At 73.9% G+C, this 21,245-nt stretch carries 10 protein-coding genes and 1 pseudogene; all 11 read right to left on the minus strand.

From position 1 onward, the window contains the following. Positions 1-7 precede the first annotated feature (7 nt). Positions 8-1,405 carry a condensation domain-containing protein gene (locus ACGFYY_RS07300; RefSeq protein ID WP_393707520.1) on the minus strand — a complete coding sequence of 466 codons (1,398 nt, stop codon included), beginning with the start codon at positions 1,403-1,405 and terminating at the stop codon, positions 8-10. Continuing rightward, positions 1,405-4,761, minus strand: a complete 3,357-nt coding sequence (locus tag ACGFYY_RS07305) for an amino acid adenylation domain-containing protein (RefSeq protein ID WP_393707521.1) — start codon at positions 4,759-4,761, stop codon at positions 1,405-1,407. Before ACGFYY_RS07305 ends, ACGFYY_RS07300 begins: the two co-directional genes overlap by 1 nt. Beyond that, on the minus strand, positions 4,754-8,845 hold the full coding sequence (locus tag ACGFYY_RS07310) for an amino acid adenylation domain-containing protein (RefSeq protein ID WP_393707522.1): 4,092 nt from the start codon (positions 8,843-8,845) through the stop codon (positions 4,754-4,756). The genes ACGFYY_RS07305 and ACGFYY_RS07310 overlap by 8 nt, the downstream gene beginning before the upstream one ends. 177 nt (positions 8,846-9,022) lie before the next feature. After that, positions 9,023-10,297 (minus strand): MFS transporter, encoded by a 1,275-nt coding sequence (locus tag ACGFYY_RS07315; protein ID WP_393707523.1) that lies wholly within the window; start codon positions 10,295-10,297, stop codon positions 9,023-9,025. A 119-nt stretch (positions 10,298-10,416) separates the two neighbouring features. After that, positions 10,417-11,451 (minus strand): winged helix DNA-binding domain-containing protein, encoded by a 1,035-nt coding sequence (locus ACGFYY_RS07320; protein WP_393707524.1) that lies wholly within the window; start codon positions 11,449-11,451, stop codon positions 10,417-10,419. A gap of 169 nt (positions 11,452-11,620) precedes the next feature. After that, on the minus strand, positions 11,621-15,559 hold the full coding sequence (locus ACGFYY_RS07325; protein WP_393707525.1) for an amino acid adenylation domain-containing protein: 3,939 nt from the start codon (positions 15,557-15,559) through the stop codon (positions 11,621-11,623). Positions 15,560-15,574: 15 nt separating this feature from the next. Then, entirely contained in the window at positions 15,575-16,789 is a 1,215-nt protein-coding gene (locus ACGFYY_RS07330; protein ID WP_393707526.1) for a cytochrome P450, read from the minus strand. 1 nt (position 16,790) lies between these two features. After that, positions 16,791-16,973, minus strand: a pseudogene (locus ACGFYY_RS07335) (MbtH family protein); the annotation flags it as partial. Between the two features lie 37 nt (positions 16,974-17,010). Continuing rightward, entirely contained in the window at positions 17,011-17,775 is a 765-nt protein-coding gene (locus tag ACGFYY_RS07340; RefSeq protein WP_393707527.1) for a thioesterase II family protein, read from the minus strand. 3 nt (positions 17,776-17,778) lie between these two features. Beyond that, positions 17,779-19,683: a non-ribosomal peptide synthetase gene (locus ACGFYY_RS07345; RefSeq protein WP_393707528.1), complete on the minus strand. Its 1,905-nt coding sequence runs from the start codon at positions 19,681-19,683 to the stop codon at positions 17,779-17,781. Further along, complete coding sequence (locus ACGFYY_RS07350) at positions 19,680-21,191, minus strand: aldehyde dehydrogenase family protein (protein WP_393707637.1); 1,512 nt, start codon at positions 21,189-21,191, stop codon at positions 19,680-19,682. Before ACGFYY_RS07350 ends, ACGFYY_RS07345 begins: the two co-directional genes overlap by 4 nt. Between the last annotated feature and the right edge of the window lie 54 nt (positions 21,192-21,245).

Genomic DNA, 21,245 nt, shown 5'->3' on the forward strand with positions numbered 1-21,245 from the left:
CAACTCCCTAGGTGGTGAGCGGGGATGCGGGCGCGGCGACGGCCCGGTCCAGCACGTCCTCGATTCCGGTGAGCAGCCCCCGCACGTCCTCGGGCGTGGCCGCGTGGCGGTTGTACTCGGCGGTGCCGCCGATCTCGCCGTCCCGTTCCACGAGGCCGATGCAGGCGAGGGCGGCGGCCGGGTCGGGGCTGTACAGCTCCAGGTGCCGGGCGGGCGGCCCGGGCAGCTGGCCGACCTCGATGCCCGGCAGGTCCAGGGGGACCGACGGGTAGTTGTGGAGGGCGAACAGGACGTTGTACGGCGGGGGTGTGCCGTCGTCGAACAGGACGTCCACGGGCAGGCGTTGGTGGGCGAGCGCTTCGGCCACCGCGGCTCGGGTGCGGTGCAGCAGTTCCCGGAAGGTGGGGCCGCCGGCGAGGTCGAGCCGGATCGGCACCACGGTGGTGAACTGCCCGACCGCGCCTTCGAGGGCTCCGGCGAAGCGGCCGGCCGCGGGGGTGCCGATCACCTGGGAGGTACGGCCCTGCCTGCGGGCCAGTACGACGGCCAGCGCGGCGAGCAGGGTCATGAACGGGGTGGCCCCCTCGGCCGCGCCGAGCTCCAGCCCGGCGTCGACGGGCCCGCGGGCCAGCCGTACGGGCAGATGACCGCGTGCGAATCCGCCGGGGGCCCGGGGAGCGGGCGGGTCGGCGGCGAAAGCCGCCCGGCGGCGGGCCAGTTCGGCGGAGCCGTCGGGGCCGGAGAGCCAGCGGTGCTGCCAGTCGGCGTAGTCGGGGAACTGGAGTTCGGGCGGGGTGAGGCCCTCGGGGCCCGCGCGGTAGCCGGCGGCCAGGTCCGCGAGGAAGACCCCGGAGGACCAGCCGTCGAAGACCGCGAGGTGGGAGGCGAGGATCAGGACGTGCTCGTCGGGGGCGAGCCGCAGCAGCCGGAAGGCGCTGGTGCGGCCGCTCGCCAGGTCCAGGACGGTGGAGGCGCTCTCGGTGCTCTGCAGGGCCACGCGTTCGGCGGCGGCCTGCGGGGTGAAGCCGGAGAGGTCGGCCCGGGTGAGCCGCAGCACCGGTTCCTCGTCCACGTGCAGCCGGGGTTGGCCGGTGGTGGAGACGGTGAGCCGGGCACGCAGTGCCTCGTGGCGGCGCAGCACCCCGGTGAGGGCCGCCACGAGCCGATCGGGGTCGAGCGGGCCGGTCAGCCGCAGGGCGTGCGAGCCGGTGGCGACGGCCGGGTGGGTGCGCTCACGGCGCCACAGGCGGGACTGGAGGGCGGTCGGGGGGACCGGCCCCGCGCCGGAGCGCGGGGCGGGGTGGGCGGGTACGGGCCGGCGGGCGGCCAGCAACAGGCGGGCGAGTTCACGCTTCGCCTCGGGGAGCGCGGCGAGCGCTCCTTCCACTCCGGCCGGGTCGGCCATCAGGGACCGTCCGGGTGCTGGAGGGAGCCGAGGAGGGCGGCGGCCTCGTCGTCGCTCATGTTCTCGATCTGCTCGAAGACCGCGAGCAGCCGGTCCTGTTCGCCGGCGGCCTCGGCCTTGGCGGTGCGGACCAGTTCGGCGAGGCCGGAGACGGTCGGGCGGCCGAAGAAGTCGGCGAGGGCGATGTCGATGCCGAAGAGGGCGCGGACCCGGGAGACCACGATGGTCGCCTGCAGGGAGCTGCCGCCCAGAGCGAAGAAGTCGCCCTCCACGTCCGGGTTCTGCCATTCGAGCAGCGGGGTGAGGATGTCCCGGCAGATCTGCTCCTCGATGGCGTCGCGGGGTGCGGTGCCACCCTCGGCCGACAGCTCGGTGGGCTGCGGCAGCGCGGCGGTGTCGACCTTGCCGTGCGGGGTGAGGGGCAATTCGTCCAGGACGACGACGACCGGCACCATGTAGCCGGGCAGTCGGCCGGCCGCGTAGGCGCGCAGGCCCTCGGCGTCGGCGACCTCGGAGGCGTACGAGCCCACCTGCTCGACGGTGACGTAGGCGGCCAACATCCGCTCGCCGCCCGCGGCGGGCTGGGCGACGACAACGGCCTGCTGCACGGAGGGGTGGCCGGTGAGCACGGACTCGACCTCGCCCGGCTCGATGCGGTGGCCGCGTACCTTGAGCTGGCGGTCGGTGCGGCCGAGGAAGTCCAGATTGCCGCCGGGCAGCCAGCGCACCAGGTCGCCGGTGCGGTAGAGGCGCTCGGTCTCCGGGCCGTCCGCGTAGGGGTTGTCGGCGAAGCGGTCGACGGTGAGCTCGGGGCGGCCCAGGTAGCCGCGGGCCACGCCGGGACCTGCGACGCACAGTTCGCCGGGGACGCCGGGCGGGACCGGCCGCAGCCGCTCGTCGAGGACGAAGGCCTGGTGGCCGGGCATGGGGCGGCCGATCGGCGGGTTGCGGTCGTAGCTGCCGGTGCAGTCCATGAGCGTGACGGCGACGGTCGCCTCGGTGGGTCCGTACCCGTTGACGAACCTGCGCTCCCCCGCGGTCCATTCGGCGACGAGCCGGCCGGGGAAGGCCTCGCCGCCCACCGAGACCAGCCGCAGGTCGGGCAGACCGGCCTGGTCGAGCAACGGCAGCAGGGCGGGCGGGAGTTCGGCGACGGTGACCGCGTCCTCGCGCATCCGGCTCTGGAGCAGTGCCGGGTCGCGGCGTTCGTCGTCGGTGGCGATGACGAGGGAGCCGCCCGCCAGCAGGGTGGTGAAGATCTCGAAGACGGAGACGTCGAAGGTGAGCGGGGCGAACTGCAGGACGCGGTCCTCGGCCCGGATCTCGTAGGCCTTGGCGATGGTCCGGGAGAAGTGCGTGACCGACCGGTGCTCGATCATGACCCCCTTGGGGGTGCCGCTGCTGCCGGAGGTGTAGAGCACATAGGCCAGGTCGCCGGGGGTGGCGGTCGGCGCGAGGGAGGGGACCTCCCGGACAGGGGCGGCCGTGCCGGTGGTCACCAGCTCCAGCGGGACGGGCAGTTGTGCGGCCTCGTCGACGAGCGCGTGCCGGACCTTGGCGTCGGCGAGGACCGCACGGGTCCGCTCGGCCGGGGCGGTCGGGTCGATCGGGAGGTAGTGGGCGCCGGCTTTGAGCACGCCCAGGACGCCGGCGACGGCGGCCGGGCCCCGGGAGACGCACACGGCGACGGGATCGCCGTGGCGGACCCCGCGGTCGCGCAGCCGGTGGGCGATGGCCTCGGACCAGCGGTCGAGGGCCGCGTAGTCGAGCCGGGTGGAGCCGTGTCGGACGGCGACGGCGTCGGGGTGGATCGTGGCCCGCTCGCGGAAGGCGCGGTCCAGGGTGGTGGTCCAGGCGGCCTCGTCGACGGGGCCGCCGCGGGACAGCTCGCGGGCGTGCCGGGAGGCGGCCGGCTCTTCGACCAGGCTGATGTCGCCGACCTGGAGGTCGGGGTTCTCGGCGACCTGCTCCAGGACCTGGCGGAAGGCGCCGAGCAGGGCGCTCGCGGTGCCGTGCCGGTAGAGGGAGGTGTTGTATTCGAGGGAGAGTTCCAGGCCGTCGTTCTCGCCGACCAGGAAGCTCATGTCGAACTTGGCCGCGCCGTCGTGCAGTTGGTCCATGGTGAACTCGACGTCCGCGGCCTGCGCCCGGTGGGTGCCCCAGCGGCCCAGCGAGGTGAACTCGATCTGGAAGAGCGGGTGGCGCAGCGGGTCGCGCACCGGGCGGACGGCCTCGACCACCTGCTCGAAGGGCAGCTCGCTGTTGGTGAAGGAGTCCATGACGGAGGACGCGGTGCGGGTGACCAGCTCGCGGAAGGTGAGCTGGTCGGTGACCTCGGTCCGCAGGGTGATCATCTGGACGAAGCAGCCGATGACCTGCTCCAGGTCGGGGTGCGGCCGGGAGGCACTGGCCGTGCCGACGACGACGTCCTCGGTGCGGGTCCAGTGCCGCAGCAGCGCGTTGAAGGCGGCGAGCAGGGTGGTGAAGACGGTGGTGCTGTGGGCGTCGGCCAGCTCGGTGAGGCGGTCCAGCAGCTTCTGGTCCAGGGTCAGTTTCAGCCCGCGGCCGTCGCCTCGGGTCTCGGGGCCGCGCGGGTGGTCGGGCAGCACCTCGGTGGCGACGGCGCCGGCCAGGATCTGGCGCCATTTGGTGGCCAGCGCCCGGCCGTGCTCGTCCTTTTCCAGCTTGGCCCGCTGCCAGGCCGCGAAGTCGGCGTACTCGACGGTGAGCCGGGGGGACTCGGGGCGCCGGCCCGCGGCGGCCGCGGCATAGCCGGCGGTCAGTTCCTCGGTGAAGATCCGGGTCGAGCCCGGGTCCCAGGCGACGTGGTGGACGACCCAGAGCAGGACGTGGTGCTCGGGGGCGAGCCGCACGAGGTGGGCGCGGACGGGCGGGCCGGCGGCCAGGTCGAAGGGGGCGGCGGCGCAGCTCGCGGTGAGCTCGGCGAGTGCGCGGTCCGCGTCCTCGCTGCCCGAGAGGTCGGTGCTCTGGACGCCGAGCACGAAGGAGGGGACGGGTTCCTGCCAGGGGACTCCGTCGATCTCGACGAGTTTGCTGTGCAGCACCTGGTGGCGGGCGACGACGGCGTTGAGCGCCTCGTGCAGGGCGGCCCGGTCGAGGGGGCCGCCCAGGCCTATGGCCAGGGCTATGTTGTTGCGGGCCTTGCCGGCGCCGAGCTTGTCGACGAACCACATCTGCTCCTGCTGGAAGGAGGAGCGGGAGCGGGGTCCGTGGTCGGCGCGCTTCAGTTCGACGCGGCGGCCCACGCCGGCCGTCATCTGGTTGCGCATCCGGCCCAGCAGCCGGGAGCGCTGTCCTTGGGGCAGACGGCCGAGCCGTTCGGCGAGATCAGACATGGTTTCCTCCGTTGCGGTGCAGGTCGGCGAGGAGAGCTGCCAGGGCCTCGGGCAGGTGCTTGGCGAAGTAGTGGCGGCCGCCGGGGATCACGGCGAGGCGTACGTCGGCCGCGTACCGGTCCCAGGCGCGGTAGCCGTTCTCGTAGCCCTCGGTCGCGTCGTCGGCGTCGCCGATGATGCAGGTGAGCGGGGTGGCCAGCGGGCGGTCGTAGCCTTCTGGGGTGCGCGCGAAGAAGCGGGCGGCCTCGGTCATGTCGTGGCGGACCATGCGCAGGACCGCGGTGAGGTCGCTGTCGTCGAGGACGCCGTCGAAGCCGTCCATGGTGGTCAGGTAGGCGACGAGTTCGTCGTCGCCGGAGACGCGTTCCATCTCCAGGGCGTACTCGGGGTCCTCCTCGGGGAGGGCCGCGGCGAGGTCGAGGGCGATCGGGCGCTGCCCCAGCCGTTCCAGTACGTGGGTGGTCTCCAGGGCGGTGACGACTCCGGCGCAGTGGCCGTAGACCGCGTACGGGCCCCGTACGGTGCGGGCGATCTCCTCGGCGGCGAGTTCCGCGAACTCGGGGACCGGCAGCATCGGGCCGGGGCGCAGCGGGTCGTGTCCGGGCGGGGAGACGGCCAGGAGTTCGATGTGCGGCGGGAGCTGGGCGGCGAGCGGCTGGTAGGCGATGGCGTCGCCGCCGCCGTGCGGGAAGCAGACGAGGGTGAGTTCGGTGGTGCCGGCCGGGCGTTCGGGGGTGAGCCGGTGCAGCAGTCGGTGGTGCCGCGCTCCCGCTGCGGTGTCCGGTCCGGCGAGTTCGGCGGTGCGGGCGGCGAGGCCGGCCGGTGTCGGGTTGCTGAACAGGTCGACGACGCGCAGGGCGGCGGCTCCGCCGTCGGGCAGGGCGGTGGCGACGGCGCGGACCGCGCGCACGGCGGCGAAGGAGTCCCCGCCGAGGGCGAAGAAGTCGTCGTCCGGTGCCACCTCCGCGACGCCGAGCACCTCGGCCCAGACGGCGGCGATCCGCAGGGCGACGGGGTCACCGTCCACCGGTACGGCGGTGGGCCGGTCCGGGGCGGCGGCGGGGCGCGGGTCGGGCAGGGCGCCGCGGTCGACCTTGCCGTTGGGGCTGAGCGGGAGCCGCTCCAGCAGGACCAGTTCGGCGGGGACGCAGTGCGGGGGCAGGACGGCGGCGAGGGCGGTGCGCAGGGCCGCGGGGTCGAGGTCGGCGCCCTCCTCGGGCACCACGTAGCCGACGAGGCGGTCGGAGCCGGCGGTGCGTCGGGCGGCCACGACGGCCTCGCGGACGCCGGGGCGCTCGCGTAGGGCGCTCTCCACCTCGCCGGGCTCGATGCGCAGCCCGTTCAGCTTGATCCGGAAGTCGGTGCGGCCGAGGAGTTCGATGGTGCCGTCGGCGCCGTAGCGGGCCAGGTCGCCGGTGCGGTAGAGGCGTTCGGTACGGCCGGGCTCCAGTTCGACGCGGACGAACTTCTCCTCGGTGAGCTCGGGCCGGTGCAGGTAGCCGCGGGCGAGGCCGACGCCACCGAGGTGGAGTTCGCCGGGTACGCCGACGGGGACGAGGCGGTCGTGCGGGTCGAGGATGTAGGTGAGCTGGTTGGCCATGGGCCGGCCGTACGGGAGCTTCGTCCACTGCGGATCGACCCGACCGACCGGGTACTCCACCGAGTGGATGGACGCCTCGGTCGCGCCGCCGAGTGCCACGAAGGACAGGTCCGGCGCGAAGGCGCGGATCCGGTCGGGCTGGGTGACGGGGATCCAGTCGCCGCCGAGGAACGCGGTCCGCAGCTTCGGCAGTCGGGGCCCGCCGGCGTGTTCGAGCTGGTCGGCGAGGAGCCCGAGGAGGGCGGGGGCGGAGTTCCAGACGGTGACGCCGTGCCGCTCGACGAGGTCGGCCCAGTGGGCCGGGTCCTTGGCGGCGGCCGGGTCGGGCAGGACGAGCGTGCCGCCGGCGGCGAGGATGCCGAGGGTCTCGTAGACGCTCATGTCGAAGCTGGGCGAGGACAGGGCGAGTACGGAGTCCGCGGGGCCGATGCCGTAGGAGCGGTTGAGGTCGAGGAGGTTGTTGACCACGCCGCGGTGTTCCAGGGCGATGCCCTTGGGGGTGCCGGTGGAGCCCGAGGTGAAGATGACGTAGGCCAGGTCCCTGGAGGTGACGGGGACGGACGGCCGGGTCGCCGGCAGCTCGGCGAGCGCGGCCCGGTCGGCGTCGAGCAGTACCTGGGCGGTGCCGGCGGGGACGGGCAGCCGGCCGATCAGCTCCGCGTCGGAGACGACGATCGGCGGCGCGGAGTCCCGCAGCAGCAGGGCCAGGCGCTCGGCCGGATAGTCGGGGTCGAGGGGGACGTAGGCGCCGCCGGCCTTGAGGACGGCGAGGATCGCGGTGACCAGGCCGGGGCCGCGGCGCAGGCACAGGGCCACGGTCCGGTCGGGGCCGGCGCCGGCTTCGATCAGCCGGTGCGCGAGCCGGTTGGCGCGTTCCTCCAGCTCCCGGTAGGTGACGTTCCAGCCGCCGAGTCCGCCGAGGACCACGGCGGGCGCGTCGGGCCGCCGGTCGACGTGCTGCTCGAACAGCTGGTGCAGGCAGGCGTCCTGGGGGAAGGGGGCGCGGGTGGCGTTCCAGTCGTCCAGGACGGTCCGGCGCTCGGCGTCGGTGAGCAGCGGCAGGGCGGACAGCGGGGCGTCGGGGCGGTCGAGCGCCCCTTCGAGGGTGGTGAGGAAGTGGCCGAGCAGCCGGTCCACGGTCGCGGCGTCGAACAGGGCGGTGGGGTACTCGACGAGGGCGCGGACGGCGGTGCCGGTGTCGTGGACGCTGATCATCAGGTCGTACTTGGTGGCGTGCGAGGAGAAGTCGATGGGCTCGGTGGCGACGCCGGCGAGGCCCGGGGCGGTGTCCGGTGTTTCGTCGAGGAGGAACATCACGGAGGTGAGCGGCGGCCGGCTGGGGTCGCGGGGCAGTCCGAGGGCGTCGACGATCAGGTCGAAGGGCAGTTCCTGGTGCGCGTACGCCTGGAGGGTGGTGTGGCGGGTGGCGCGGACCAGCTCGGCGAAGCCGGGGTCGCCGCCGGTTCTGATGCGCAACGGCAGGGTGTTGACGAAGAAGCCGATGAGCTCGCCGAAGGCCGGGTGGTCACGGCCGGAGACGGAGGTGCCGACGACGATGTCCTCCTGGCCGGTCCAGCGGCGCAGGGTGGCGGCGAAGCCGGCCAGCATCGTCATGTAGAGGGTGGCGCCCTCGGACTTGCCGAACTCCCGCAGCCGGGCGATGAGCCGGGGCGGGAGGTCGATGTAGCGGGAGGCGCCGGCGTGGCCGAAGACGGGCGGTCTGGGCCGATCGGTGGGCAGGTCCACGGGGGTGGCGCCGCCCAGTTCCTCGCGCCAGAAGGAGGTGAGGCTCTCCAGCCGGTCCCCGCTGACGCGGCGGCGCTGCCAGGTGGCGAAGTCCGCGTACTGGAGGGCGAGCGGGGCGGTCGCCTCGGCGGGGGCGCCGGTGCGGGCGGCGTAGGCGCGCTCCAGCTCGGTGTAGAGGACGCGCATGGACCAGCCGTCGGTGACGATGTGGTGCAGGTTGAGGACCAGGACGTGGTCCTCGGGGGCGATGCGGCCGAGCCGGGCCCGCAGCGGGACGGCGCCGGCCAGGTCGAAGGGGGCGCCCGCGTCGGCGTCGTAGAACGGGCGCGCCGCCGCCTCGTCGGGCAGTTCGGTCAGCGGCAGGGGCAGCCGGTAGCCGTCCACGACGCGGGGGACGGCCTCGGTGGCGCCCTCCTGGTAGGTGTAGACGGTCCGCAGCACCTCGTGGCGGTCCACGATGTCCTGGAGCGCCGCGTGCAGGGCGGGGACGTCGAGCGGGCCGCGGATGCGGGTGGCGACGGGCACGTTGTAGGCGGGGCTGCCGGGCTGCAGTTGGTCGATGAACCACAGGCGGCGCTGCGCGAAGGAGAGCACGGGCGCCTCGGCGGGGTCGCGGGGTGCCGGCTCAGGGTCCTCCCGTACGGCGGCGCGCCCAGCACCTCGGCCGGTCAGGGCCTGGAACAGTGCCCGGCGGGACTTCGGCAGTGCGGCTATGCGTTCGGCGAGGGACTCGCTCACCTTGAGCCTCCGTGCGTCTTCGGGAGTCGGGAGAGGGATACGGCGAGGTGGCGCCGCGGGGTGCGCGGCGCTGCGTGTGCGGGGTACGGACGCGGGTGCGGACGTACGGGGTGGGGCGCGGTGCGGAGTGGGTGCCGTTCGGCCGGCACCCACTCCCGCTCCCCCGTGGTGCGTCGATCAGGCGGTGATCCTGGCCTCGTCCGCCGCCGGAGATCCCTCCTCGGCGTTGTCACCGGCGGGCATTTCCTTGATCTTGGCCACGGGCCCGGTCAGCAGGGTCAGGCCGCCGACGATGGTGACCGCGCCGGCCACCGCGAGGCCGGCCGTCAGGCCGATGCCCTCGCCGAGCGCGCCGCCGGCGAAGTAGCCCAGCGACAGGGCGCCGTAGACGGCGGAGAGGGCGGTGCCGCTGACGCGGCCCATCTGCTCGTTCGGGGTGACCCCCTGGACGAGGCTGAGCACGTGGATGTCGAACATCGGGGAGACGAAGCCGATGACGGCCTGGACCACGATCAGTCCGACGAAGCCGCCGATCGAGCCGCCCGTCGGGACCAGGATGTAGCCGGCGCCGAGCACGACCGCCGTGATGACCAGGAGGCGGCCCACCGAGAGGCTCTTGGAGACCACCTCGGAGAGCACCGCGCCCACGATCACGAAGACCGACATGACGGCGAAGGCCGCACCGACCTGGCCGGGGCTGAGGTCCAGCACCTTGTACGCGTAGACGATCAGCAGGGCGTCACCCATGGCGGCACCGAGGTTGACCACGACGTTGGCGGTGAACAGTCCGCGCAGGACGGGGTTGCCGAAGAGGGTCCGCATTCCCTCCTTCATCTCCGCCTTCGCGGAGGCCTTGCGCTCCTCGGTCCGCTCGCGCACGTCCCGGTGGCGGATGACCAGCAGGGCGACGAGCGAGATGAGGAAGGTGAACGCGTCGGCGGTGATGGCGCGTGCGGCGCCGAGCAACTGGATGAGCGCGCCACCGGCGCCCGCGCCGACCGCCTCGGCGACGCTGCGGCTGATCTGGAGTTTGGTGTTGCCCTCGATGAGGTTCTCGGTACCGATGAGCTGGGGCAGCCAGGACTGGTACGAGACCTCGAAGAAGGTGGTGAGGCAGCCGGTGATGCCGGCCACGACGAAGAGATGGGTCATGGTGACGGAATCGAGCGCGAACGCCAGCGGAATCGTGGCCAGGGCCAGGAATCGGCCCAGGTCGGCCACGATCATCACCGTGCGCCGCGAGACCCGGTCGGCCACCAGCCCGGCGATCGGGGCGAGCAGCAGGAAGGGGAGGAAGCGCAGCGCGCCCAGCACGCCGACCTCCAGGGCTCCGCCGTTCAGGACCACGACCGCGAGAGTGGGAAGTGCCAGGAGGGAGATCTTGTCGCCGAAGTTGCTGACGGTCTGCCCGAACCACAGGCGATTGAAATCGGAATGCCGACCGAGTGCCATGTCGACGCCCTTTTCTGATTGGGTACGGAATTGTCGGACGGCACTGACGCTATGGACCGCGAGTTAGCGGCCGGTTATGAATCCGGGGACTGTAGAGCGCTTGTAGAGAGGCGATGAGATCAGCTGGAGAAGCGTCGGATGTCGGCGCTCTCGCGGGCGATGCCGGCCGCCACGGCGGGGGTGTGGGGCTCGGCCCCGGAGAAGGGCTCGACGGTCACCTGCGCCCCGCGGCGGCCTCCGGACCAGGTGCCGACGGCCAGGCCGTCGACCAGCACGGTGGCGCGGATCTGCCCGCCGCCGGGCCACACCCGGCGTTCGTGCGCGGCGGGTACGGACAGGTCCCGGCTGCGGTAGCCGACGAGGTAGTTGTCGTACGCCGGCAGCAGGCGTACGTCGGGCTCGCCCGGGGTGGGTAGCGGCTCGGGCCCGGTCTCGCGCACGGCGGCCCACGCGTTCTTGCCCGTGGTGGCCTTCAGCCCCGACCAGTGGACGAAGTCCAGGGCGTCGGAGGGGCCGTAGGCCACGCGGTAGCGGCGCGCGAGTTCGCGTTCGGCCGCGGCTCCGGTGAAGGGCAGGGGTCCGGTCGCGGGCAGCCAGTCGTCGAGGAGGACGAAGGTGGCCTCGCCCTCCCGCTGCGGTCCGTGGCAGATGAGGCCGGCGAGTGCGGCGCGGCGGATCAGGTGGAAGGCGGACTGGCCCTTCGGTTCCACCCCGAGTGTGGTGAGCCGGTCGGTGAGCTCGGCGCGGGTCAACGGGCCCTCGGCGCCGATCGCTTCGGTGATGAGCCGTTCCGAGCGCGTGCACAGGGACTCGTCGAGGCCCAGCTCGCGCAGCCGCCGGGCGGCGAGCGCGAGGTAGACCGGGCCGAAGAGGGCCAGCAGCCAGCGAGCGTCGGCGGCCGGCACCAGTTGGAGGGTGCCGCGCATGAACCAGCCGCGGACGGCGGTGCGTTCGGTGTCGGTGGCCCGGCGCACGGCGTCCTGGGTCAGCCCGCGGGCCCGCACCCGCAGGCCCAGCTCCGCGGCGGGCAGGTCCTGCGCCTGTACGGCCAGCACCCGGTCGAGGACGGCGGCCACCGATTCCTCCCTGGCCTCGCCCCCGATCGCCTGTGCGCGCGCCCTGAGCAGCCGGTCGGTCGTCGTACGTCGTTCCACGTGTCCAGTCTTTCAGCCGTGCGGCCGTGGCCGCGTCTTCTCACCGCGGGCCGCCGCGCGTCCGACGGCCCGTTCAGCACGACCGCTCCGGTGCTCCGAACCACGCGCGGGCCCTGTGCCGGGCGGCGGGGAGCCGCCCGGCACAGAGCCGGACCGGAGCGTGCGGTCGTCAGCGCTTGCGGCGCAGCACCGCGTAGTAGCCGGGCAGCCGCAGGGCGTCGGAGTCCGACCGCGGGTCGATCGCGTGCAGTTCTATCGCCTCGTCCTCGACGACCTCCCACCCGTCCGCGCCGAACGCCTCGGCCAGTTCGGGCCGGGTGAAGCGGTGCGAGTGCCGGACACCGGCCGCCTCCAACGGGCCGACCAGGTCCTCGGCGCGGCCGCGCTTGCCGCCGACGAAGCCGAGGTAGCCGAAGGAGTTGCTGGAGTAGTCGGGCTCGTGGACGATCAGGGTGCCCTCGTCCCCCAGCAGGCGGTCGGCGACGGCGGCGAGCCGGGCCCGGGCCTCACCGTCCAGGACGTGGAAGACGCCGCGGACGAAGATGTTGTACGGCCCCTCCCCCAGAACGGCGGCCTGCTCGGCGTCGGTCATGTCGATCGCCAGGTAGTCGACGTTCGGCACGCCCTCGGCCTCGCGCTTGGCGTGGTCGATGGCACTGGCCGAGACGTCGACGCCGATGACCGAGGGGTAGTGCGGGGCGAGCTCGCGGCTGTAGCGGCCGTTGCCGCAGCCCAGGTCGATGACCGGCAGGCCGTCGCGGAAGTGGCGCCGCGCCTGGTCGAGCAGCCAGTGGAACTCCTCGCCGCTGTCGGCGTCCCAGATGACGTCACCGCCGCGTCCGGTGCGCCGGATGCCGGCCCAGTACCGCTCCCAGGCGTCGCCGGTGTCGCGCTCCTCGGTCGTGACGGGGGCGGCGCTCTCCTCGCCGGGCGGCGGGGAGTGGCGCTCCCAGATCTCGTCCTCGGCGAGGGCGTCCAGCAGCGCGGTGAACTCCTCGAACATCGCGTCGATGAGCCCGTCCGGGTAGACGGCGGGCAGGAAGTCCCAGTTGAAGGTGAGGCCGTCGGGCTTCTCGAAGACCTGGAAGTCGAGGGAGACCTGCGGGGTCTGGGAGATGCCGTAGACGGGCGCGCCCAGTTCGGTCTCCTCGTACTGCGGCGGGTGGCCGGCCAGGCTGGTCATCACGACGGGCATGGCCGGGGCGAGAGAGCCGCGCAGCTTGGTCAGCTCGCGCAGCACCTGCACCCCACTGAAGTACCGGTGCTCCAGGTCGGCCCAGAGCCGGCGCTGGACGGCTTGGGCCCGTCCGGCGAAGGTGTTGTCCGTCTGCTCGACGGCCAGCAGCAGGGTGGTCGTGGTGTCCGCGAGCAACGAGTTGACCTGCGGGTGCAGCGGAAGGCGGTTGAACAGCGGGAAGTTGATGGTGAACCGGGCCTGTCCGGCGGCCCGGCCGAGGATCTCGGCGTAGGCGGCGGCCAGGACTCCGGACGGGGTCACCTCGCGGGCGTGGGCGCGCTCCTGGATCCGGCTCCACCGCTCGGGGGCGACGACGTGGCTGCGGCGCTCGAAGCGGACGGGCAGCTCGGGGGCGTCGGCAGGGCGCTCGGGCAGTTCGGGGGCGGGCGGGAGGGTGGCGAGACGGTCGCGCCAGTACCACTCGGAGCGGCGGTACAGCTCGCTGTCGCGCAGCGAGTTCCCGACGGCGAGCACGTAGTCGCGGAAGGTCAGCTCCAGCGGATCGAGTTCCGCGCCGGGTTCCACGTAGTAGGTGACCAGGTCGGGGATGAGGACCTGGAAGTAGCTCCAGGCGTCGGCGACGAGGAAGTCCAGGCAGAGGTGGATGCGGGCCCGGCCGCCGCCGAGCAGGCTGATCCGTACGTCGAACAGCGGCCAGGCGTCACCGTCGAGGACCTGGTGGGACAGCCGCTCGCGCAGCGCGGCCAGTTCGGTCCGCCGGGCTTCCTCGTCGAGGTCACCGAGGTCGGTGACGGGGATCTCGTAGGCCGGGATCTCCTCGAAGACCTGCTGGGTGCCGTCGGGCAGGACGCGGGTGCGCAGGGCGTCGTGGCGTTCGACGAGCCGGCGCCAGGCGCCCTCGAAGCGGGGCACGTCGAGCTTCTCGCTCTCCCACTCGAAGTAGCCGTGGCAGCCGACGTTGCCGAGCTCGACGAGGCCGCCGCGGCCGATCCACAGTGCCTGCTGGCTTTCGGTGAGCGGGAAGGGCTCGAAGCGCGCGGCGGGGTCCGGGACGATCGCCGGAAGTCCGCCGAAGGAACCGCGGCCGCCCGTGCGTTCGGTGGTGACGAGGGTGGCGAGTTCGGCGACGGTGGGGCAGGTGGAGAGGTCGGAGAGGCTGAGCTCGACGCTGTAGCGGCGGCGGATCTCGTCGATCAGCTGGAAGGCCAGCAGTGAATGTCCGCCCAGCTCGAAGAAGTTGTCGTGGATGCCGACGCCGTCGGTGCGGAAGGCCTCGGCCCACAGCCTGCTGAGCCCGTCCTCGACCTCGTTACGGGGTGCCTCGTAGCCGGCGCCGACCGCGTCGCGGCCCTCCGGGGGCTCGGGCAGGCTGCGCCGGTCGACCTTGCCGTTGGGCAGCCGGGGCAGGGAGGGCAGGACGACGACGGTGGCGGGGACCATGTAGTAGGGCAGGGTGCGGGCGACCTCGGCGCGCACGGCGGCGGAGTCCGGTGCGGCCCCGCCGGCCGGGGACACGTAGGCGATGAGCCGCTTGTCGCCGGGGCCGCGCTCCTGGGTGACGACGACGGCCTCGGCGATGTCGTCGAGGCGGGCGATGTGCGTCTCGACCTCGCCGAGCTCGACGCGGAAGCCGCGGATCTTGACCTGGGAGTCGGAGCGGCCGAGGAGTTCGACGGCGCCGTCCTCGCGGCGGCGGGCGAGGTCTCCGGTGTCGTAGAGCACCGGGTGCGGGTCGTCGGCGAGGAAGTTGGGGTGGAACTTCGCGGCGGTGAGCTCGGGGCGGCCGTGGTAGCCGGCCGCGACCCCCGCGCCGGAGACGTGCAGCCGGCCGACCTCGCCCTCGGGCACCGGGCTCCCGTCCTCGTCCAGGAGGTGGACGCGGAGGTTGGCGATGGGCACGCCGACCGGGACCTGTCGGGTGGCGCGGACCTCGTCGGAGGTGGCCTGGCTGGTGAAGTCGACGCCGGCCCCGAGGTCGAGGCAGGACAGGACGTTGGTGGTCTCGGTGGTGCCGTAGGTCATCACGACCCGGAAGGGGGTGTCGACGGGCGGCCAGCTGTGGACGCGCTCGGCGGTGGTCACCAGGATCCGCAGCGCGGTGTCCGCGGGCCAGTCCAGGCCCCAGGCGGGCTCGGCCAGGGCGGCCACCAGCATCGTGTGGGTGATGCCCTCGCCGACGAGCCAGTCGCGGATCTGCTCGGGGGTCTGTGCCTGGCCCGCCTCGGGGATGTGGATGGCCGCACCCGCGGGCAGGTAGGCGAGCCACTCCATGATCTGGACGGCGAAGCCGGGGGTGGACATCCAGGAGGCCCGGTCGCCGGGCCGGACCCCGTAGGCGCGGGTGGTCCAGTGCACGAGGTTGGTGAGCGCCCCGTGCCGTTCCAGGACCGCCTTGGGGGTACCGGTGGAGCCGGAGGTGTAGATGAGGTGGCTGACGGTGTCGGGGCCGGTGACGACCGTGGGCGCGGTGTCGGGCAGGCCGGCTCCGGCGGTGGCGACCTCGGCCCGCGGGACGTCCTCGGGTATGCGACGGCCGAGGTCGGCCGGGGTGAGGACGAGCAGCGGCGCGGCGTCGGTGATCATCGCCGCGAGCCGGTCGTCGGGGTTGACCGGGTCCAGGGCGACGATCGCGGCGCCGGTCTTGAGGATGGCGAGGGAGCCGATGACGTAGTCGGCGCTCCGGGGGTAGCACAGGCCGATCCGGGCCCCGGCGGCGGCGCCGCGGGCGATCAGCGCGTGCGCCAGCCGGTTGCTGGCGGCCTCCAGTTCGGCGTAGGTCCAGCTTCGGTCGCCCTGCGCGAGCGCGGTGGCCCCGGGGGTACGGGCGGCCTGTTCGGCGAGGAGCTGCGGATACCCGGTGGTGGGGAAGGCGGCGTCCGAACGGTTGAAGTCGACGAGTGCGGTGGTCACAGTGCGGGCCCTTTCTTACTTCGCGAAGGCTCGGCTGCGCAGCAGCCGCACGGGGAGACTGTTGATCCCCCAGGTGAAGTTGGAGGAGTTGAAGGTGACGGGTCCGGCGAGTTCGAAGCCGTCCAGCGCGCCGAGCATCTCGGTGAGCAGGGCGCCGAGTTCGAAGCGGGCCAGGCGTGCGCCGAGGCACAGGTGCCGGCCGTGCCCGAAGGCGACGTGCCGGTTGGGGCGGCGGTCGACCCGGAAGGCGTGCGGGTCGGCGAAGACCTCCTCGTCGCGGTTGGCCGAGACGTTCCACAGCGTCACCCGGGCGCCCGCCGCCACCGGGATCCCGTTGATCTCGGTGTCGCGGACGGCGGTGCGCAGGGCGTGCACCCCGGGGGTGGTCCAGCGCAGGATCTCCTCGACCGCCGGGGCGATGCCGGCCTGGCCGAGGCCGCGCAGCAGCCGCCACTGGTCGGGGTGTTCGGCGAACATGTGGACCGCGCCGGCCGCCGAGTAGCGGGTGGTCTCGTTGGCCCCGGAGAGGACGCCGTTGAGGTTGAAGACGATCTCGTGGTCGCTGAGCGGGCGCTCGACCCCGTCGCCCTCGTCCACGAGGGTGTCGTGCGCGATCTGGCTGACCAGGTCTTCGCCGGGGCGGGAGCGGCGCTCGGCGAGCAGCTCGATGAAGTAGAGGAAGATCTCCGAGTGCGCGTTGGTGCGGACCTCGTCGTCCGGGGAGTCGAAGGCGTCGGTGGTCAGGGCCCCGATCCAGGCCCAGTCGGCGCGCGGGATGCCCATCATGGCGCAGACGACCCGGTTGGGCAGTTGCTTGGCGAGGTCGATGAAGTCCAGTTCGTCGCGTTCGACGGCCTCGGTCACCAGCTCGCCGACCACCTTCTCGACCATGGCCTCCAGGCGCGGCATCTGCTGCGGTCCGAAGGCCTGGTGGAGGGCCCGCTTGAGGCGGGTGTGGTGGGGGACGTCGGAGACGATGAGCATGCGCTGGGCGACGGCGGCGACGGCGGCCGGGTCGCTGCCGAGGCGCATGCCGCGCGCCGAGCTGAAGGTGTCGCTGTCGGCGTAGACCTTCATGATGTCGCGGTGCCGGCTCAGCGCCCAGAAGCCGCCGTCCTCGCTGCCGGGCTCGGGGTGCCAGTGGACGGGCGAGTGGGCGCGCAGCCAGGTGAAGGTGGGCCAGAAGTCGTTGCGGCCGAAGGGGCCCGGGTCGAGCAGGTCGAACTCCATCTCAGGCTCCTCGTAGGCTGAGCGGGCGGGTGTCGGGCCAGTGGGCGTCCACGAAGCCGGCGCATTCGTCCTCGGTGCCGTCGAACCCGGCCGGCGTCCAGCCGTCGGGGGTCTCACGTGTGGCGGGGTACAGCGCGTACTGCCCCTCGTGGTTCACGAGGACCTGGTGGGTGGTGGGCACGGTGTCCTCCGGACTCGGGCGGGTGGGGACGGTCGGGCGCTCAGGCGCCGGTCGTGGTGGGTGCGGGGGCGGATGATTCGGCGCCCTCGGCCCGCAGCAGGGCGGTCAGTTGGTCCAGTACGGGCCGCGGGTGGCGCAGGACGGCGTGGTGGCCGCCCGTGGTGGTGTGCCGGGTGAAGGCGGCGGTGGTGATCGCGGCCCAGCCGTCCAGGTCGGCGGAGGTGACGGTCTCGTCGCCGTCGGCCCCCCAGGCGTGGACGGGCACGCCGAGGCGGACGCCGGGCCGGTGGACGTAGCTCAGGGACAGCTGGGCGTCCTTGCGGAGCATGGCGACCATCAGGGCGCGGGTGTCCTCGTCGAGCAGCTCGGGGTCGAGACCGGCCGTGTCGAAGAGCTTGTCCAGTTCCTCGCCGTCGTCGACGATGCCGCGGCCGGCGCCGTCCCAGTGGCCGGGGGCCCGGCAGCCGCTGACGACCAGGGCCCGCGGGGCGACGCGGCGGGCGACCTCGTAGCCGAGGAGGCCGCCGAAGCTGTGGCCGAACACGATCAGCGGCCGGTCGCCCACGGTGGACACCAGTTCGGTCGCGATGGCCTCGACGGCCTCGTCGAAGGTGTCCGGCATCGGTTCCCGCCAGCGGTTCTCCCGGCCCGGGAGCTGTACTCCGTACACCTGGGCGGCGCCGGCCAGCGCGGTCTGCCAGGGGCGGAACTGCTGGCAGCCGGCCCCGGCGGGGGGCAGGCACAGCAGGGCGGGCAGGTCCCGGTCGGCGGGGTCGTCGGTCCAGGTGGAGATCCAGGAGCCCATGGTTCAGGCTCCTTCGGCGGTGTCGTCGGCCGGGTCGGCGGCGGACGCCTCCCGCTCGGCGGAGAGCCGGTCGAGTTCGGCGGCGAAGTGCCGGACCGTCGGTTCGGCCAGCAACGCGCCGAGACCCACGCGCAGTCCGGTGACGCGGCGCAGTTCGGCGACCGCGCGGGCGGCGGCCAGGGAGTGGCCGCCCAGCTCGAAGAAGTCCGCCTCGGGGCCGGGGATCTCCGTGGCGAGCACGTCGGCCCAGACGGCCATCACGATGCGCTCGCTCGTCGTCGGTCCGCCGCCCGGGGCCACCCCCGGGGTGTCGGGCGTCCGTTCCGGCGCCGCCAGGGCCTTGGCCAGCGCCTCGCGGTCGGCCTTTCCGGTGCTGAGGGTCGGGATCCGGTCGAGCACCCGCACGGTGCCGGGCACCGCGGCCGCCGGCAGTTGCTTGCGGCAGCGTTCCACGACCAGTTCGGCGAGGCCCGCCGGGTCGGCGCCGGGGGCCGCGACCACGGCGAGGCCGAGCGTCTGCCCCGAGGCGAGCGGGCAGCAGGCGGCGGCGACGACCTCGGGGAGTTCGGCGGCGATCCGCTCCACCTCGCCCAGTTCGATGCGGTGGCCGCGGATCTTCACCTGGTCGTCGCGGCGTCCCCGGTACTCCAGTTCGCCGCTGGGGCGGCGGACCACCACGTCGCCGGTGCGGTACATGCGGGTGCCGCCGCCCTGGAAGGGGTCGGGCAGGAAACGGCTCGCGGTGAGTCCGGGGCGGCCCCGGTAGCCGCGGGCGACGGCCGGGCCGCCGAGGTAGAGCTCGCCCTCGGTACCGGCGGCGACCGGGCGGAGCTCCTCGTCCAGGACATAGGCCCGGTAGCCGGGCAGCGGTAGTCCGATGGTGGTCACGTCGTCCCCTCGTCGGCTGTCGGCCCAGGTCGCGGCGATGGTCACCTCCGTCGGCCCGTACACGTTGAGCAGCCGGCGGCCGCGGGCGAACCGCTCGGCGAGCGCGGCCGGGCAGGCCTCCCCGGCGACCACGACCACCTCGGCGGAGTCGATCCCGGCCCCGTGCGCGGCGAGCAGCGAGGGGGTGAGGGACACGGTGCGCAGGCCGGCGGGGAGCGGCTCGCGGCCCTCGGCGGCGGCCTGGCGCAGCCCGTCCAGGGAGAGGTCGGTCAGGGCGACCCCCTGGCCGTGCGTCAGGTAGAGCAGGGTGCACCAGAGCCAGCCGTCGAAGGCGGGCGAGACGGCGTTGAGGCCGAGCCCGCCGGGGGGCAGCCCGAGGCCGCCGAGGGCTTCCACGAAGGTGTCCAGGCCCCGGTAGGTGACTTCGACTCCCTTGGGGCGGCCGGTGGTTCCGGAGGTGTAGATGAGGTACGAGCAGCTGTCGGGGGCCGGTACGGACACCCCGAGCGGCCCTGGGGCGCTGCGGCGGATGTCGGTGGGGGCCAGCAGGGTGGTCCCACCGGGCTCCAGGCCCGTGGGTACCTCGGTGGCGACCAGGACGGCGGCCCCGGCGTCGCGCAGGACGCGGCCGAGGCGCTCGACGGGATGCGCGGGGTCGAGCGGGACGGCGGTCGCGCCGAGGCTCCAGACGGCGAGCAGGGCGGGCACGCTCTCCCGGGACCGGCCGAGCAGCAGCCCGACGGACGTCTCCGGGCCGACTCCGGCCCCGGCGAGCGCGGCGGCGTACCGGGCGCTGCGGGCGGTGAGCGCCGCGTAGGTGAGGGTGCCGTCGAAGGCCTTGACGGCGGTCTCGTTCGGCTGTTCGCGGGTCCACCGTTCCAGGCGGGCGAACAGCGGCGGGAGTGCGGCGGCGGCCGGCTCGGCGGGGCCCGGTTCGGCCCGGGCCGCGCGGGGCGGTGCGTCGTCGGCCGGTGCGCCCGGGGCGGTGGCCCCGGCGGACTCGGCGTGCCGGTCGGTCATCCGTCGTTCCTCTCGGTGTCCGCGGGGCGGGCGGCCGCGGTGGCCCGCAGGCGCGGGCCGACCACCTGGCCTCCCGCGCCCTGCGGGAGCTGCATCGACTTGGTCTCCAGGAAGGCCTCCAGTCCGGCGGTGCCGCATTCGCGCCCGATCCCGGACTGCTTGAACCCGCCGAACGGGGCGGCCGGGTTGAACTGACCGCCGTTCACGTCGACCAGGCCGGTGCGGAAACGCCGGGCCACCCGTTCGGCGCGGGCGTCGTCGCCGGACCAGACGGCGCCGTGCAGGCCGTAGCGGGTGCCGTTGACGATCCGGACGGCCTGGTCCTCGTCGTCGTAGGGGATGACCGAGAGCACCGGCCCGAAGATCTCCTCCTGGCCGATCGTGCTCAGCGGGTCCACGTCGGCGAAGATCGTCGGCCGGACGTAGTAGCCGGTGTCCAGGCCGGCGGGCCGGTCGGGGCCGCCGCGGACCAGACGCCCGGCGCCCTCCTCGATGCCCCGCCGGATGTGGTCGGTGACACGTGCGTACGCGGCCGCGGACACCAGCGGGCCGAGGTCGGTCGCGGGATCGCGCGGATCGCCGGTCACGTACCCGGCCATGGCCGCTCCGGCGAGCTGCACGGCCTCGTCCTGGCGGTCCCTCGGGACCAGCAGCCGGCTCCATTGCAGGCAGGTCTGGCCGGTGTTGAAGAGCATCTGGTCGACGGTGGCGGCCACGGACGCGGCCAGGTCGGCGTCGTCGAGGACGAGGCTCGCGTTCTTCCCGCCGAGTTCGAGGTGGACGCGCTTGACGGTGTCGGCGCCGAGCGCGGACACCTCGCGGCCGGCGCGGGTGGAACCGGTCAGGGAGGCCACGTCGATCAGCGGGTGGGTGACGAGCGCGGTGCCGACGGCGGCGCCGGTCCCGACGACCATGTTGAAGACGCCGGGCGGCAGATCGGCCTCGGCCACGGCCTCGGCGAGCAGCCGGGCGTGCAGCGGGGTGATCTCGCTCGGCTTGTGCACGACCGTGCAGCCGGCCGCGAGCGCGGGCAGGATCTTCTGGACGGTGAGCAGCAGCGGGGTGTTCCAAGGGGTGATGCACGCGGCCACTCCGGCGGCCTCGCGCACGACGAGCGAATGGCCGACGCGCTCCTCGAAGGTGTAGGAGGCGGCGGTCTCGACGCAGTGCGCCGCCATGCCGAGCGAGAGTCCGACATGGGTCTGGCGGGCCATCCGGGCGGGCGCCCCGACCTCGGCGGTGATGGTCTCGGCGAAGCGGTCGGCCCGGACCTCCATGGCCTCGACGACCCGGCGCAGCAGCGCGGTGCGTTCGCGCAGCGGGGTGGCGGCCCAGCGCGGGAAGGCGGCCGCGGCGGCGCGCGCCGCGAGGTCGGCGTCGCGGACGGTGCCCGCGGGCACCGTGGCCAGGGCGCGTTCGGTGGCGGGGTCGGTGACGACCAGGCGGCCGTCGGCGTCGGAGGCGACCCAGGCGCCGCCGATCCACTGGTCGGTGTAACGGGGCGGCAGGGGTGCCGCGGCGGGCTCGGCCCCGGCGGGTCTGGAGTCCTGTGGCTCGGTCGG

This window comes from Streptomyces sp. NPDC048331, from assembly GCF_043201215.1.
Lineage (GTDB): Bacteria > Actinomycetota > Actinomycetes > Streptomycetales > Streptomycetaceae > Streptomyces.